The sequence below is a fragment of the bacterium SCSIO 12741 genome, from assembly GCA_024398055.1.
In the GTDB taxonomy this organism is placed as follows: Bacteria; Bacteroidota; Bacteroidia; order Flavobacteriales_G; family Salibacteraceae; genus SCSIO-12741.
In genome coordinates this window covers 3,412,064-3,428,380 of the sequence record CP073749.1, presented here as the reverse complement: position 1 = coordinate 3,428,380, position 16,317 = coordinate 3,412,064, and the positions used below count along the sequence as shown (strand labels likewise).

Genomic DNA, 16,317 nt, shown 5'->3' with positions numbered 1-16,317 from the left:
CTTAAAACTTGGGACAAGGAATCATAAACCGGCTTCTTCGGCGGCGTTTACGCTGGTTTTTGCGGGAAGCAAATTCAAACTTTACCGAAACTTCGTGAGCTCCTCCTGAGGTGGCAGCGGTTAATTTAGAAACCGTCAGGTCGAAGGAATAGCCGAGGGCAAATCCATCTTTGTTGTAGCCTACCAGAATAACAATAGCATCGTTGTTGATGAACTGAGGTTCGATATTTTTAAGTGGAATTCCGCGGTACCACAATCCGAACATCACGGGCTTGTAGTTAAAATACCCTCCAATATCCAACTGATCCCGGTTTCCTTCGTGCTTGTAGTTAGCCGCAATAGTTACCTCAGATTTGATCCGCTTTTTGATATCACGCTTTACTGGGATTTTGTAGCCCCCGTGAAGGTGAAACTTAACTGGAATTCTTACCCCGTTACCCAGCAATGAAATATCTGGTCGATTGAGGTGCAAAAGCGACACTCCGAAATAGTACATCCGGGTGTATCCAATAGCCCCCACATTAATGTCCATGTAGTAACGTGCTGCCTGACGAAAATCGGCCTCAGCACTGGAAACATTAGATCCGGTTTGAAGCTGATCGTTGAAGGTGAGTTCGCTAAAATCAATAAAGCGATTCCCAACTCCAAATTGTAATCCGGTCTTGATGGAAAAATGACGGGTTACCCGAATTCGGTAGGCATACCCGAGCATAACAGTCGTAGTTCGAAGCGCTCCTGTTCCCGCACGGTCGTGCAGAAATTGAAGGCCGATACCGCTGTTGTAATTCTCCATATTATGTTCGTATCCAAAGGCGTAAGTTGTAAATCCTGTTGAATTCGGCACTCCAGCCCATTGGTTTCGGTAATTCGCCGTAAATCGACTTTGGATGGTATTCCCAATGAAGGCAGGATTAATCAATACCGGATTCGCATAAAACTGCGAGAATTGAGCATCCTGTGCCCGACCCTGAATCCATACAAGAAGTAATGTTGCTATGACAATGCCAATCCTCATTAGCGCAACAAGGTCACCTCCCCTGCCTCTTCAAACCGTTGTCCATTAATGTATTTTCCCATCACTTTCCAGACATACACATCCTGGATACAAATCTTGTCCGTATCCCGGTAATAGCCATCCCAGCCCTGAGCGACATCTGACGTTTCAAAGACCATTTCTCCCCAGCGATTAAAAATCATCAACTGGTACTCCACTACTCCCTGGTAATGGGGAAGAAAATGGTGTTGTCTAAGGTAAGTGGATCGTAAATTCCGCCGTTGCGCCCACCTTCGTCTGGAGTGAAGGCGGTAGGAAATTCAATGGAACCTACGCTTCTGGCCGTAACCGCATTTTCGATTTCCATGGTATCCGGACAGCCGAATTCGTTGTCAGAAATTAAGCGAACGGTGTAGAGTCCTCCTTCCTGGTAATAATGCGTTGGATTTCTTTCCGTATAGGTGGTTCCATCTCCCATATCCCAAAGCCAGTTTTCAGAGAACTGAGATAGGTTGTAAAAAATCACCGGTTGGGCCGGTACCGATACTTCTCTCGGACGATAATCGAAGAAGGCTGTAGCATTTTCATAAACCACCGCACTATCTCTTTTGATTACCGTTACCGGTACACCATCATGACCAACCACGGTCAGGGATATCGCATATTTACCGGCATTGTAGTAGGTATAAGGTGCTGGATTTTCCAAGCTGCTGGTTCCACCATCACCAAAATTCCAAATGAATTCTTTTCCGTAAATCGTCTTGTTGACAAAGGAAACTGTCAACGGTCGGCAGCCCTCTCCTGACCCAATAAATTCCACCACCGCACGAGGAGGCTGAATGGTTATCGTTTGCACCGCAGTATCCTGGCAATTCGCATTAGCCACGATCAACTGGATATCAAAATCGCCCCATGTTGGGTAGGTATAATCTGCTGGATCTCGTAGAGTGGATCCTACACTGGTATCGCCAAAGTTCCATTGATAAGTCCATGGTCCAAGGCTACTTGTGTTGACCAGCGATATGGTAGAATTTGGAAATTTCTGAACAACAGGAGTTGCGGAAAAAGAGGCTTTAGGCTGAGGATAAACCGTTACCGTTTTGGTGATGGAATCGGAACATCCATAGGCTGAGACTACTTTCAGTTGAACCTGAAACGTCTGGTTGAGTGTATCCGTATTGGAAAACAAATGATTCGGATCGCTCAACCGATCGCTTTGCCCATCACCAAAGGTCCAGAAGTATTGGTTTTCGCCAAAACTCTGGTTGGTAAATTGCACGGCCAAATCAGAGCATCCCGCCGTATCAGAAAGGGCAAAACCAGCTTGAATATTGGGAAATACTTCGATCGTTGTAGAATTACTGTCCTTACACCCTCGTAGAGTTTCCACCACCAATTTAGCATCATAAGTCACCGGGAGCGTAGAAGCATGGGTGTAGGAATGAATGGGATTTCCGGAAGACTGAGAAGTATCGCCGTCCCCAAAATACCAGGTGTTGAAATGGTTCAAAACCGAGGCATTGTTAAACGTCACATCCAGCGGTTGACAGCCTCTAATAGTTGACGGAGTAAAACTTGCAATAGGCTTAGGAAATACATGAATGTCCTGTTCTACTGAATCCTTACAACCATAGGTGGATTCTACGCGAAACTTCATGGCGTAGGTAGTATCATTGAAACTCGTATTCTGATAGGTATGACTGCTATTGGCAGTAGGTGCCGAGTTTCCATCTCCGTAGAAATAGGTAAAGAACTGGGCCCCTTTAGAGCTATCGGTAAAATTGACTGTTAGATCGGTGCAACCCATGGTATCCGAAATACCTAATCCTGCGATAATTTCGGGATAAACGTCTACCAAAAACTGGAAAGAATCCCGACAACCATGAACCGTTTCCACTTTTAGTTCTACCGTTCTCATGATCGAAGCACTCCCGGTATTGGTATAGGTATGTTGAATGTTGGATTGGTTGGTAAATAAACTATCTCCATCACCGAAATACCAGAAGTTGGTATCGGCGATTTGCGATGTATTGGTAAAGGATACGGGCAAAGGATGGCAACCGGAACTCACACTTTGATTAAAGCTTGCCACGGGTCTGGGATGAACCAAAACAGTTCGGGTCAAAGAATCCTCACAACCATAGGTGGAGCGTACATTATACTTCACCGTAAAAGTGGTATCGTGTAAAACAGGATTCACATACGTATGACTACTATTGGCCGTATTAGACGAGGTACCGTCTCCAAAATCATAGGTAAAAAACTGCGCACCGGTCGATTGATCTGAAAAATTGACGGTCAGATCTGTACAGCCAACGGTATCGGATAAACTGGTTCCTGCAATAATTTCAGGGTAAACATCAACGGTATAATCGATCGAATCTCTACAACCATATTGGGTTTCTACTTTTAATTCAACCGTTCGCAACACCGAAGCAGATCCCGAATTGGTGTAGGTATGTGAGACCGTGGATTGGTTGGTAAACAAGGTTGTTCCATCACCAAAATACCAGAAATTGGTGTCTGCTATCAAAGAGTTATTGGTAAAAGTAATGGGTAGCGGATGGCATCCCTGGGTATCGCTTCTGGCAAATTCAGCACGGGGCAAGGGATGAACCAAAACCGTATCCTGAATGCTGTCTACACAACCGTAAACACTGGTCACCACAAGCCGAGCAATGTACTGACTATCCACCAAAGCGGAGTTGGTAAAGGTATGAGACGGCGAACTTGAAGTACTTCCAGAGGACTGATCTCCAAAATCCCATTGATAGGTATGACCGCCTGTTGACGTATCCTGAAAGGCCACCGTGAAGGGCGAACACCCAACGCTATCATCCATCTCATAACCGGCAATTACTTTAGGATAGATAGAAACCGTACGATAAGCAGTGTCAAAACAACCATCCTGGGTTTCTACGGACAGCTGAACCGTGTAGTGTTGAACACTGGATTCATCATGGGTATAGGTGTAGTTAAACACCGCGGCTGACGTATCGCTGGTATCCCCATTCCCAAATTTCCAATAGTAGTTAATGGCTCCGGTAGATGAATTGGTAAAGGTTTCTGAATGTGGTTGGCATCCGGCCGAATCCTGAACGGTGAATATCGCAGCAGGATTGGGATGAACCAGCACATCTCCATAATTGGTATCACTACATCCAAAACTCGAAGTGGCTATCAGCATGACGGTGTAGCTCACATTATTGGTGGTATTGTTGATGTACGTGTGCGAAGGAGAAGGACCAACAGAAGAATCACCATCCCCAAAATACCACTTGTAGGCCACTGCTCCAGTCAAGGCTGGAAACGATACTGAAAGCGGGCTACATCCACTATCCGGATTGATCTGAAAAGGGAATATTGGTTCCGGATAAACCACAATACTTTGCGAACTGGTATCTGTACATCCGTTACTCTGGTAAACCACCAACCTGGCCGTATAGATTTCTATAAACAGGGTCTTGTTTTGATACAAATGAGAGGGATTGGTCGCAATGGAAGTATCACCGTCTCCAAAGAGCCATTTGTAGCTTGTTCCACCGGTGCTGGTATTGGTAAAGTTGACCAGATTGGGCCCACACTTCGGTACCGCATTGGAGGTAAACGAAGAATTGGGAACATGGAAAACTTCCACAGAATCTGCTATGGTATCCTTACAGCCAAAGGTGGTACTGGCGATCAAGGTGATTTCGAATTTCTGGTTGTTTCCGGTTGAATTGGTAAATACATGAGTGGGCGACGTCAACGTACTCGTATCACCATCTCCAAAATCCCAGAGGTAGGTAGTTGAAAGTACCGATGTATTGGAAAACACAACTGGAAAGGGAGAACAATTGGCGGTATCACTCATGGTAAAACCAGCGGTTGGCTTCGGCTCTACTACTAAGGGAAAGGAATCGGTTGTGGTACAATTGGCTGTGGCTACAGTGAGCACCAAAGTGTAGGATTTGGCCGTATCGTATCGATGACTCGGATTTTGGGCTGTGCTCGTTTGTCCATCTCCAAAGTTCCAGTTCCAACTCACCAAAGGGTCACCTGGAGGAGAAGTAGATTGATCGGTAAAAGTGGCCAATACTCCCTCACATACATTGTGTGGTGTAAAAGCAACTACTGGAGAACCATATACGGTAACTGAGTTCTGGGTATTGTCTGTACAACCGTTGGCATGGGTTACGGTAAGCGAAATGTTGTAGGTGGCAACGGAATCGTATTTATGAGGAGGTGGATTATTGGCGTTACTGGTCGTACCATCATCAAAATCCCAGGCCCAGGCAGCCGCAGCTGTGGAGTTTTCGGTAATGGTAACGGTGAGCGAATCACAGGCCGAAACCGGATTTAATGAGAAATCTGCCGTTGGTCCAGGCAAAACGTGAATGTCATAACTAACGGTATCCACACAACTCACTGTACCGCCACTGTTTTCTACAGCCAAGTAAACGGTGTAATCCCCCGGGGTGTAAAACCGGCGGTTTTGGTTGTTCATGTTTCGTTGCCTCCAAACGCCATCTCCAAAGTTCCAATAGGAAATGTTTGCACCGCCAGTGGTATTGTTGAAAAAGCGAATTCTTTCTCCCGCACAAATGGTATCGTTATCCACCGTAAATGCAGCCACAGGTGGGTCACCAATGGTAATGGTTACGTTAGTCGTATCCTGACCACACATATTACTGTCGATCATCGTAACGGTGTAACTCCCTTTTCCGGGAAATCTGAGCTGATAGGTTTGTGAAGGAGGATTGGCAAAAGGAATCCAACCTACAATAGAATCTCCTCCTCCACCCCAGTGGTTACCAAAATTCCAATACTCATAGCGCTGAATAGTATTCCCTTGAGGTCGGCAATTAAGGTTGGAAGTATTCAGAAAATCTACGATGGTATCAGGGTAACACAAAAAAGCATCGGATACGGTGATGGCAGCATCATCAAGGTCATAAATATTAATGGGGCCCACGGATGCGAACGAAGGCGTAGGCGTACAGTAATTCTCGGCTTCCAGTGTAACTACGGTATTGCAATTTACCGTATTTCGCAAGTAGGTATGGCTGTTCGTTTGTCCTGAGTCTGTGTAGTTTTTAGTCACGATTGGACTACCATCTCCGAAATCCCAACGAAAAACAGTGTTCTCAGATACATCGGTACTGGTATTGATAAAATCAAGTGATCCCGGCGCACAGATGGTCGATACTCCTCCCGATCCTGCAGGTCGGGTAATGGACGCATTTACTGGCCTTTCCAATACGAGCAAGCCATTGACTACACAACCCGTTCCGGTTTCGGTAAAAACTACGTTGTAGTTTCTGAGTGTAGCGGGATAGGTATGAGAAATCGTTGCTGGCGGCACCAAACTGGCTCCTGCGGAAGTATTCCCATCCCCCCAATCAATGGTGTATGCTCCGGTGGCTTGATTGGTTTGAATAAAAAGGGTGTATCCCGTTCCATTACAATGGGCCCAAATCGGGGCATTGCTCGCCGCTCCGTTTCCATCTATGATTTGCGGGCACTGGGCTGATAGTTGAAATGTGAGAAGAGTTAAGAGCCCAAAAAGAATGCCTGACTTAATCAATTTTATGTGGAGAGGGACTGGCAATTTTTTATTTAGGATACGAAGTACAATTTTAAAGGTTTTAAGCCTTCGATCTTTGGGAGTTAATAATTTATTAAAGGCCTTTATAGGGTATACGGGAAGATCAAGTTGAGGTGGGCTAAAACCTCAAGTCATTGGTCCATTAATTCCGCAGATAATCTATTAATTGGGATCCGAAAAAGCAGGATTGGTCTTAAAGGATGGATCAGACAGGGTCTTCAAAAAGGCCACCAAATCTGCCTTCTCCTGGTTGGTCAGGTTGAGTCCACCTGCTATACCATGATCCTTCATGATTTTGTCTAAGGTAGGAGAATCTTTTACATCGGTGTTGTAAAAATCGATAACCTCTTCCAAGGTTTCAAAACGACCGTCGTGCATGTAAGGTCCAGTGAATTCAACATTACGCAGAGTTGGAACCTTGAACTTTCCTTTATCGGATGCACGGCCACTTACCTCCATCAATCCGTCTTCGGGATCACTATCCAATCCATTGTTCATGTACGAATTATTGGTAAACAACATGTTGTCGCTGTTGTGGCAGTGAAAACAGTCTCCTCCTCCACCGGTAGGTGTAGGTTCACTATTAAAAATCCTCAAGCCTCGGTATGGAGATGGTGGCAATGGAGGATCAATGTTAGGATCTCCATTAATCTTGGCCACGGCCTCATCATACTCACTTCCATAGGAAAGCAGTGTCAACTCAAACTGGCTAATAGCCTCAGCCGCATGGGTGGAATCCCAATTGTCTGTACCAAAAGCGGCATAGAACATATCGATATATTCCTTGTCACCCTTGATGGTGTTGATGGCCTTCTCCCAAGTATTGTGCATTTCGATCGGATTGATCACCGGCTCAATAGCTTGATCCTGCAAAGTAGCCGATCGTCCATTCCAGAAAAAACCGATGCTGTACCCAAGATTAAAAAGCGACATCGCATTCATGTCCCCTTCCTTGCCATCAATTCCTTTAGAAAACTGTCGACCATTATCTGTAAAGGCAAACTCCTGGGAATGACAGCTGGCACAAGATTGTGTACCATCGCCCGAGAGGCGTTTTTCGTAAAACAGTTTACGCCCAAGTGCTACTCCCTCTTCAGACAATTTGTAGGTCTGTGGAAAGTCTGGGAAATAGGGAGGCTTTTGCAAGTTAAAGTAAGTCGGATTGAAAACTCGATTATCAGAAGTTTCACAACACTCCTCCACCGGCTCCTCTTTCTTTTTACAAGATTGATTTAAGGAGACAAGCAGGGACATCATTAAAATCCCAGAGAGTAGCGTATGTAATTTTTTCCGTTTCACCGATGCGTAATCATTATCCGATAAGCTTCAGAAGCCGAGTTGTCCTGCAACCTCACAAGGTACATTCCTTCTGGCCAATCTGCTGTTTCTATAACCAGCTGACCATCTGTTTTCCACTCGGTTCTTATCACTTCCTGGCCTTGTAAATTTACAACAGAAAGTTGCAGCGGTTTGGCCAGTGGTGTTATACTTTGTAAAACCAGTCTATCGTTTGCCGGGTTGGGGTAAATTAGGATTTCATGGGTTCTTAGATGCTCTCCAACGCCCACCTGGTAATCGTTGTAAGCAGCATTAACAGCGCCATGCATATCCAATCTTCCATCGGTAACTAACATTCCGTTTAGAGCCGGAATTACCTCCACTCCTTCGCTCAAAAGATACCCCTTCATGCGTGCGGTTAAATCCTTGGGGGAAAGCTGATCGAATATCGTATCTGGCAAAGCCGCATACATTAACCCAATTGCCCCGGTAACCATGGCCGTAGAAAAGGAGGCTCCACTCGTTTTTGTCGTCGAATTATTCGGAAAGGTGGTCAATATTTCAACGCCTGGCGCCGCCATATCCATATGGGTGGTTCCATATCCGGCAGATTTCAAATTATCATTTTGATCGGTTCGGGTTACAGTAACCAGATAATCGGAAGGACAAGTACAGGGAACATCGCCTTTTTCATCAATGTTGATGGCCACATTCGGTGCCGAAGCAATAGATAAAATCCCTACTTCTCCCATCTGGTTGTACATATCACACCAAAGAGGATAATCTGCGGGGTTTCCAAAATCCACCCCAAAAGAAGAATTACAAGCAACGATAAAGGCTCCGGAATCACCATTGGTACGATTGTACCTCATTCTCATTTTCAAAACGTAGTTATACGATTTTAAAACGGTGGATTCGGTGGTGGAAGATCCGATAACTGGCATCATTTTCACCTGCCAATTTGCTCCGGCAACATCCAGGTTATTATTTGAACGAGCCCCAATTATTCCAGCCACACGAGTACCATGGGTATATCGGTTATTAAAGGTATGTATGTGTCCGGTATCCTCGTAGAAGTTGAATCCGTCGTAATCATCCACGTAACCATTGGAGTCATCGTCTATCTGGTTGAAGGGAATCTCATGTTTGTTCTTCCACCAGTTGTCTTTCAAATCATCGTGATTGAGCTCATAACCGTCATCCACAATAGCAATTACGATTTCTTTCCCATTTTTGGTCATTCCGCCGGTAACCATGCTCCAGGCATCTTCCGCTCCAATTTGTGTCCAGTGCCATTGAGCGATGTATTGTGGATCGTTAGGACTTTTACGAACCTGGATACCTGTGTGGTTCCACTGCGCCATACGTACCCAAGGATGTTGGGCAATGATCTTGGGAAGGTCAGGCATCGCCTCTACGACTTGTTCATTGAAGGAAAGGCTATGAATACCCAGTTCGGGGGAAATAACTTCTTTGGGATTTAAAGACAGCTGAGGGTAGGTTTCATTAATAGCTTCAATAGCCTCCAACAAATTCTCATCGGCTTCCAAGGCTATCAACAATTCTCCTTTAACACGATCCTGCGCAAACCCAGAAAAGGCTAAAGCTAAACCAAGTACAATCCCCCAAAAATGTTTCATCTCACAAATAAAGGTGCTTTTCAGCAAAATAGTGCTTTCCTAAGAGTAAACGGTCGTTTTCCGAAAGCGTTTGCCGGATTATGCAAAATTCACGTTAAAAAAAGCGATGAAACGGGATGAATTTTAAATGTTAACGTCAAATTTTAAATGATCATTGTTTTGCTGACCACTTCTAAAATCTTGAAAATTTAGAGTTGTTCCTTAACATTTACGATTGTAAGGCCCATGAGGAATCTTAAATCTTAAAGTTAAAGTCAAATCTTGAGGTATGATATTAGGCAATCAAATCAATTCTCTTGAAAGATTAACATCGGAATTTTAGGAGATGAAAAAGCCAACCAACGCCAAGGTCATAGAGATTAAGGCGAAAAGGATGATGAGCCAGCGAAAAGTTGCATCGGGTATGAATCGGCTGCGGAACTTTCCAATGGTGAGGTGATTGAGCCGAACGGCTTCTTTTAGGTCTTTTTGGTGCAAAGCAAAATAGTAGACCATTCCGGCAGGTTGACGCTCGTCGTGTCGTTCAAACTCAATCTTATGTTCCACCAATAGATTTTCGAAAAACGCGGCATGCTGCGCTGTTTTAAAATGAAAAACCTGGTATTCGTATTGAGTGGGGTGTCGGCGGTAATTGGTTAAATCAATCCAATCTTCCATGTTACAATATCCTGATTTTCTGCCCTATTCGCAAGGGAGAATTTCTTTTAATGCCGTTTGCTTCACAAAGTTGGGTACACGTGGTTCCGTACATATCGGCGATTTTGTACAGATAGTCCCCCTTTTTCACGGTGTAGTACTCTACTCCATCGGGAATGGCTGTGTAGCCCCATTTGTTCTTTTTCAAGGTTACCTGGTCGTCGATCAATTCACCGGTCTTAAAATTGATGAGTTGAGACGGGTTTAGTGCTACGCCTTTAAAACGACATTCAAAGTGAAGATGACTTCCGGTGGAATGTCCAGAACTTCCTCCCAAGGCAATCAATTGGCCTGCATCTACATCGTCGCCCACTTTTACCTTGAACCGGTGTAAGTGTGCGTACAATGTTTCCAATCCATTGTGGTGTCTAACTACAACCGTTCTCCCATAGCCTCCGTAATAACCCACGTAACGAACTTTTCCGCTAAACATGGTTCTTACTGTATCCCATACTTGAAGATCGAGATCTACTCCCCGGTGAAATCTTTCCCAGCGATATCCAAACAAGGATGTCACTACAATTTTGTCTACGGGCATCACCATTTCGCCTAAACCTCCGCCGGCCAATTTTAGACGCGTAGTCGTGTCGTCCTGGCACAATTTGGGAGAATAAGGGTGCGGTTTCTGGGTATTCCAACTGTTGTAGAACAAGTCTGCCGGATAGTCGTAGGTGTTGCGGGTATACTCAAATTCGTCAGGCTGCTGTTCGTTAAAATCATTTTGACTAATAAACAGATTGATCTGATTGATCAAGGCGTAATTGTTACCTCCTTTTTCAAACAAAGAATCCATCATCAGCGCAATCTCCAACTGCGTCATGGTCTTTACCGAAAGGAACAAATCGATTTGATCCATCAGCTGTTTTGGAGGCTCAGGTAATTGCTTGAGGGAATCGTAGTAATGCTGGATGTGTTCGTCGCTCAGGTGGTCGATAGACTGAAACAAGAGGCTTTCCCCATAGAACACCACGGCTTTTTTGACAGGCTTTCCTTCCTTGTCTCCCTCTGCGGCATTCAACAGTCCTAAGGCGGCTAACAGGCCTATGATGATGGTTAGAGTTTGCTTCATTCCAGCGCTCACAAATATATTAATAACCCTATTTAAACCCCGGTGCTTCCTTGAAATCCTTTTCTACCTTTGCGGCAAAATTGCACTTCATGAACGCCTTCCGTTTAATTCTTATCGGATTTGCCACCCTGTTTATTGCCTACTTCACGGTCTGTATTTTTTCTCCAGCACGTGTGGCCATTTCTCAAACCCGGGTGATCAACGAGCCGATTGATGAGGTGTACGCAAACATCAGCGATTTAGATTCCTGGACCCAATGGCACCAATGGTTCCGTGAATTGGACTCCGGCCAATACGTCATCACCTCAATCGATAGTACGGGTAGCCAACTCGAATGGTTTAGTCAAAATGGGAAAGGTGGAAAACTTTTGTTGACTCAAACTGAGCCTCATACGGTAATCAACACCACAATAGCCTACGAAAAGGACCAATACGAACCCTCCACAAAAGGTGAATTCTTGTTGGAAGCTCAAGGAAAACGAACCAAAGTAAGTTGGGTTTTCGTGGGAAGAGAATATCCTTTTTTTCTTAGCCCGGCCACCCTCATCTGGAAGGAATTGCTCAACGACAACTACGAAACCGGCCTGATCAACCTGGCAGCCTATTGCGAAGGGCGTCCGATCCCAAAGGCTCCTGGTCCAGGGAGATAGCACATTATTTTTTTAAAGATCAAATAATCACTATATTGGGGATTATTGTTTCTGGATCGAAAAGCCACTTAACCTAACAAATATGCCTGCACTAAAACCAATTGCCATCTCTTTAGGAGTAATCCTTGGAATCATCTTTCCATCGCTTGTTCAAGCTCAGCATTCAGTTTATACCTTGTTTCGGCCTGGTGTGATGTATTGGTATCCAACGGATCTGAATTGGCAGATACACCAAACTAATGATCAGCATTTCGTCCCGCTCACCATTGATTCGAGCAAATTCGGATCCGGAGATAGTGTTCACTATTTATCCAATTATGTCCAATTTCCTGACTTCATCCAATGCCATAATTATGCGTACCTGTGGGCTGGTGTGGCATACAGAGTAGACTCTGTTGGAAATCAAAGTTTAGAGTTGGATAGTGGTATTCAGGCATTAGTACTTCCCGAAGATAAGCGTCCACCATGGACATTGATGAATTTAAACAACAACCGATCCATAGAGGTGATCAAAGTTATTCGCGATACACTCAGTGTTTTGGGGTACAAGGATTCAGTACTGCAACTCCAATTAAGATTAATCCAAACCAGCAGTGGAAACTCTTTAGTGGATTTTGATGATTCATTATCCATCATTATTGGCAAGAATCTTGGCGTTATGCAAACCATAAACCTCAACGAGTTAAGAATCCAGGATACCCTATCCAATCAGTTGAACCTAAAACGTATTAAGCTTATTGGCAACTCGGTGCTCAACGGAAGGCCATGGAATCCCACTCATCGAGAGGTTAATGACTTTGATTTAGGTAATGTTTTTATTTACAAAGTTCTTGACCTCTCCAGGATGGATGTTCAAACTTCTCATGACTTTAAAATTGAAACAGATTCCATAATTGGAAAACGGGATTATGGTAATCGCCTGGTTTATGATGTATATCGAGAGACCTTTTCATATGACGTTGACCATTGGAGCATAGGTGGGAATATGGGAGTCGATACATTCAGGACCTATACCCAGCATATCGATTCCCTGGTTATTGATAATCCGAATGATCAGATTTTACGCTGTTTACCCTACAAGACCAGCGAAATGATCAGCAACAGCTTTGAATGTGATGATTTGTTCCAATTTGACTCCGACAAAATGACTTGGAAATGGACTCGGGAAATCTCAAGACAAATCACCAATTTGGGGCCAGATTGCAGTCAGACCGATATTGAAGGACAAGGCTATGTCCATTATTACTATGGCTTAGGCAAAGAGTCCTACTGGACACATGGCAGTCAGGCCAACACAACAGCTCGTGAACTCATCTACTTCAAAAAGAATGATCAATCCTGGGGAGATCGCCCCGTTTCTGTGCAGCAATATCGAGTAGCTCAAAAGGACATTCACCTATTTCCGAATCCCTCCTCCGGTACTATTCATTTATCTGGCTTACCCATCCATTGGACTCAACTGGAGGTAATCGATCTGGGTGGACGTGTAAAATTCTCAGAGGCTAATCAGGCCATGGACCCGGATGCTGAAGATTTTGAGATAGACCTATCTAACCTGGAACCGGGAACTTACATCTTGAAAGTAGCCAGTCCCTCTGGGGTGATTCGGAAGAAGGTTGTGAAAACGGTGACCGATTAGTACCGTGTTCACCTTACCATGAACAACAAATCAAACCTATTCGAGTTTTAAGTAGGTAAACACCTACAGCCATGCGGACTCCCCTTGTTCTCCTACTCGGATTATTTACCTATTCGATAGGTTACACCCAAACTAAGTTGCCCTTTACCTTTAAGTCTGGTGCGATTCCTGAGGAGGTATATGCTGAACTGCTCACCGCTTATCAAACCATCGAACCCGGGCAAGAGGTGGTATTTGACATGCTAATAGCTAAGGAGGAGAAAAAACTGGAGAACAAGGATAAAATCGGATTTAGCCGAAGTCGATGCGAAAAGCTGGCTAAATACTGCAAAGAGGAATTACACATCCATCCCCTGCTCATTCAATACCAGTTTAAACCGACGGCTCCAAAATCTGCTGCACCAGCCATGTCTAACAAGGCCTACCGGAGCTTTACCAACCGCAATGGTATTTATCAATTGGTTTTGCGCCGATTTGATCGTTTTGAATCAACTGGAGAAATTGATCTGGACGCAGTGAAACCGATTACCTTAGACATGACTCAGTACGATTGCGACTACTCCAATACGCTGTACGGAAGTTTTGTAGCCGTCCAAATCCCAGAAGGGGCCTTTGACTGCCCTTGTCAAAATACGCGTGTAGAGCTTCGAGAATTCTTTGATGTGCAGGACATTCTGGCCTCAGGGCTTACGACTACGAGCAATGGAACCTTGCTTGAAACCGGAGGAATGATTCACCTGGCTGCCTTTTGCAAGGGACAACCAATGGAACTCGCCAAAGGAAAGGAGGTAAAAATTCTAATCTACTCCCTCGATGAGGCTTCAAGCTTTCAGCAATTTTCAGGTTCGCCCTCACACCATATGATCAACTGGGAAGAGGAAGGCCCGATTGAACCCGTGGACATTAGAGATTTGGGTGAAGGAGGCTTCGAGGCAGAAGAGGATTCCTGGATCATGTCCAGCACGCAATTGGATTTTATCAATATCGATCGCTTCGATAAATCGGAATTGGATACGCGACTGATGGTTAAACTGGAAAAATCCGATCCTAAACTTTTGGTTCGCCTTGTATTCAAAGAGCAAAAAACTGTTTTACCCGGATATGCCGTTAGCCAGAAAGGAGACAAAGTAGAATTCCCTCAGCTACCGTCTAACAAGCCCGCATCGATTTTGGTGTACAAAAAAATGGCCGACGACAAAGTGGCCTGGGCCGTGGAAGACTTAGTTACCGGACAAACTACAGGACTTACTTTAACGAGTGTAAAAGTCACCACCAAAAAGGAATTCGACGAACAGATGAAAAGCCTCTGGTAATCTTATACGGGATTACCGATCAAAAAAACGGTCCAGCAGATTTTCGATCAAGAAAAAAGGTAAAGCCATCAAAAAAAGCACACCCGGAATCCATAGAAACTGAACCCACAAGGCCTCTACCGGTTCAGGAAAAAAGTAGAAGCCAATGCGTAAGAGGGTAAACACTAAGGCAAAAAGAAACAAAAAACGAAGGCGTTTTCTACTCACCTTTCGTTTACCAGCCTGATGTTCTTGCTGAGAATTTTCCATGATAAGAGCAAGTTAGAATAAAAAAGAATACCGGCCATTTTTTGGGGATAAATTCCTGCCTGCAACATCCCATGGCAAAGGGTCAATGTGTAATTTAGCGGCCACCTGATTCAGGACAAACAATGCCGCTAAAGGAATACCAAAGAATACTCAAAAGCGTTCGCGACCGGGAATTTAAACCGGTGTACTTTCTACAAGGAACAGAACCCTATTTTATCGATGTGATCACCAAGTATTTGGAGATGTCTGTGCTGGATGAATCCGAAAAAGCCTTCAACCAAACAGTGGTTTACGGTAAGGATGTTTCCTTTGATGAATTGGTGGAAACGGTAAAACGATTTCCCATGATGGCCCCCTACCAGGTGGTGATTGTTAAGGAGGCTCAATCCATTAGAAACTTAAAGGAAAAGCTTCTCTCCTACTTGCAATCTCCGGTGGACACAACCATTCTTGTGGTGTGCTACAAGTACAAGAAAATCTCCGATCGGAAGTTTTTGGAGGCCATCAAAAGCAAAGGTGTATTCTTCGATAGCAAAGAATTGCGCGATGATCGCATTCCGGAATGGATTATTGAATATGTAAGGAGAAAGAAACTCAATATTAGTCCCAAGTCGATCCTGATGATTTCGGAATATTTGGGTAACAACCTTTCCAAAATCTCCAATGAGCTGGACAAGTTGGCCCTCATTCTGGAACCTGGAAGTGAAATCACAACGAAAGATATTGAGGAAAACATTGGAATCAGTAAGGATTACAACTCCTTTGAATTGGTGAATGCCCTCGGTAAAAAAGATGCCTTAAAAGCGAACCGCATCGTCAACTACTTTGCGGATAATAAAAAGAGTCATCCACTGGTACTAACCCTGGCCAGTGTTTACGCCTTTTACAGCAAGCTATTGGCTTATTACTACCTGCAGGACAAGTCCACCAAAAATGTAGCGTCCAGTCTTAAGATTAACCCCTACTTCCTCAAAGATTACCTCAATGCGGCCCGCCAGTACAACCCGGCCAAAGTGGCAAACATCATTCACGAAATCCGGGAATGCGATCGAAAGTCGAAGGGAATTGGAAATAGCTCGGTTCCTGAAGGAGAGCTTTTGAAGGAGTTGGTTTTTAAAATCCTTCACTAATGAATTTTGAATTCTGAGACTCATTGAATGGGCATCCATTGAAATTCAAACTTTTGAGAAAATTATATACTC

At 44.3% G+C, this 16,317-nt stretch carries 12 protein-coding genes; 4 read left to right on the top strand and 8 right to left on the bottom strand.

The features are described 5' to 3' along the window. Window position 1: 1 nt before the first annotated feature. From KFE98_14535 to KFE98_14505, 7 genes are all read right to left on the bottom strand, one after another. Window positions 2-1,015: a type IX secretion system membrane protein PorP/SprF gene (locus KFE98_14535; GenBank protein UTW61225.1), complete on the bottom strand. Its 1,014-nt coding sequence runs from the start codon at window positions 1,013-1,015 to the stop codon at window positions 2-4. After that, window positions 1,015-1,212, bottom strand: coding sequence for a gliding motility-associated C-terminal domain-containing protein (locus KFE98_14530; protein ID UTW61224.1), 198 nt, complete (start codon window positions 1,210-1,212; stop codon window positions 1,015-1,017). Before KFE98_14530 ends, KFE98_14535 begins: the two co-directional genes overlap by 1 nt. Next, window positions 1,212-6,584 (bottom strand): PKD domain-containing protein, encoded by a 5,373-nt coding sequence (locus KFE98_14525; protein ID UTW61223.1) that lies wholly within the window; start codon window positions 6,582-6,584, stop codon window positions 1,212-1,214. The genes KFE98_14530 and KFE98_14525 overlap by 1 nt, the downstream gene beginning before the upstream one ends. A 159-nt stretch (window positions 6,585-6,743) precedes the next feature. Further along, window positions 6,744-7,838: a c-type cytochrome gene (locus KFE98_14520; GenBank protein UTW61222.1), complete on the bottom strand. Its 1,095-nt coding sequence runs from the start codon at window positions 7,836-7,838 to the stop codon at window positions 6,744-6,746. A 38-nt stretch (window positions 7,839-7,876) separates the two neighbouring features. Continuing rightward, window positions 7,877-9,499, bottom strand: a complete 1,623-nt coding sequence (locus tag KFE98_14515) for a S8 family peptidase (protein UTW61221.1) — start codon at window positions 9,497-9,499, stop codon at window positions 7,877-7,879. A gap of 318 nt (window positions 9,500-9,817) precedes the next feature. Continuing rightward, window positions 9,818-10,156 (bottom strand): hypothetical protein, encoded by a 339-nt coding sequence (locus KFE98_14510; protein UTW61220.1) that lies wholly within the window; start codon window positions 10,154-10,156, stop codon window positions 9,818-9,820. A gap of 1 nt (window position 10,157) precedes the next feature. Further along, a complete protein-coding gene (locus KFE98_14505; GenBank protein UTW61219.1) occupies window positions 10,158-11,264 on the bottom strand; it encodes a peptidoglycan DD-metalloendopeptidase family protein in 1,107 nt (368 codons plus the stop codon). Window positions 11,265-11,353: 89 nt separating this feature from the next. Here KFE98_14505 and KFE98_14500 point away from each other — a divergent pair, with 89 nt between their 5' ends. The 3 genes from KFE98_14500 (at window position 11,354) to KFE98_14490 (ending at window position 14,866) form a co-directional block, all read left to right on the top strand. Next, window positions 11,354-11,914: an SRPBCC family protein gene (locus KFE98_14500; protein UTW61218.1), complete on the top strand. Its 561-nt coding sequence runs from the start codon at window positions 11,354-11,356 to the stop codon at window positions 11,912-11,914. Window positions 11,915-11,996: 82 nt separating this feature from the next. Continuing rightward, a complete protein-coding gene (locus KFE98_14495; protein UTW61217.1) occupies window positions 11,997-13,553 on the top strand; it encodes a T9SS type A sorting domain-containing protein in 1,557 nt (518 codons plus the stop codon). 71 nt (window positions 13,554-13,624) lie between these two features. Then, the gene (locus KFE98_14490) at window positions 13,625-14,866 is read left to right on the top strand and encodes a hypothetical protein (GenBank protein UTW61216.1); all 1,242 of its coding nucleotides are present in this window, start codon (window positions 13,625-13,627) and stop codon (window positions 14,864-14,866) included. A gap of 12 nt (window positions 14,867-14,878) precedes the next feature. On the opposite strand, the gene KFE98_14485 is transcribed toward KFE98_14490, so the two are convergent. Continuing rightward, window positions 14,879-15,115, bottom strand: coding sequence for a hypothetical protein (locus tag KFE98_14485; protein UTW61215.1), 237 nt, complete (start codon window positions 15,113-15,115; stop codon window positions 14,879-14,881). A 122-nt stretch (window positions 15,116-15,237) separates the two neighbouring features. On the opposite strand from KFE98_14485, the gene holA reads away from it, so the two are divergent. Beyond that, window positions 15,238-16,245: a DNA polymerase III subunit delta gene (gene holA / locus KFE98_14480; GenBank protein UTW61214.1), complete on the top strand. Its 1,008-nt coding sequence runs from the start codon at window positions 15,238-15,240 to the stop codon at window positions 16,243-16,245. Window positions 16,246-16,317 lie beyond the last annotated feature (72 nt).

What these genes read in the sequence shown, in the direction of transcription:
- holA (UTW61214.1), top strand. Translation starts at nt 15,238, where the DNA reads ATGCCGCTAAAGGAATACCAAAGAATACTCAAAAGCGTTCGCGACCGG.
- KFE98_14495 (UTW61217.1), top strand. Translation starts at nt 11,997, where the DNA reads ATGCCTGCACTAAAACCAATTGCCATCTCTTTAGGAGTAATCCTTGGA.
- KFE98_14515 (UTW61221.1), bottom strand. Translation starts at nt 9,499, where the DNA reads ATGAAACATTTTTGGGGGATTGTACTTGGTTTAGCTTTAGCCTTTTCT.
- KFE98_14485 (UTW61215.1), bottom strand. Translation starts at nt 15,115, where the DNA reads ATGGAAAATTCTCAGCAAGAACATCAGGCTGGTAAACGAAAGGTGAGT.
- KFE98_14535 (UTW61225.1), bottom strand. Translation starts at nt 1,015, where the DNA reads ATGAGGATTGGCATTGTCATAGCAACATTACTTCTTGTATGGATTCAG.
- KFE98_14520 (UTW61222.1), bottom strand. Translation starts at nt 7,838, where the DNA reads ATGATGTCCCTGCTTGTCTCCTTAAATCAATCTTGTAAAAAGAAAGAG.
- KFE98_14500 (UTW61218.1), top strand. Translation starts at nt 11,354, where the DNA reads ATGAACGCCTTCCGTTTAATTCTTATCGGATTTGCCACCCTGTTTATT.
- KFE98_14510 (UTW61220.1), bottom strand. Translation starts at nt 10,156, where the DNA reads ATGGAAGATTGGATTGATTTAACCAATTACCGCCGACACCCCACTCAA.
- KFE98_14505 (UTW61219.1), bottom strand. Translation starts at nt 11,264, where the DNA reads ATGAAGCAAACTCTAACCATCATCATAGGCCTGTTAGCCGCCTTAGGA.
- KFE98_14490 (UTW61216.1), top strand. Translation starts at nt 13,625, where the DNA reads ATGCGGACTCCCCTTGTTCTCCTACTCGGATTATTTACCTATTCGATA.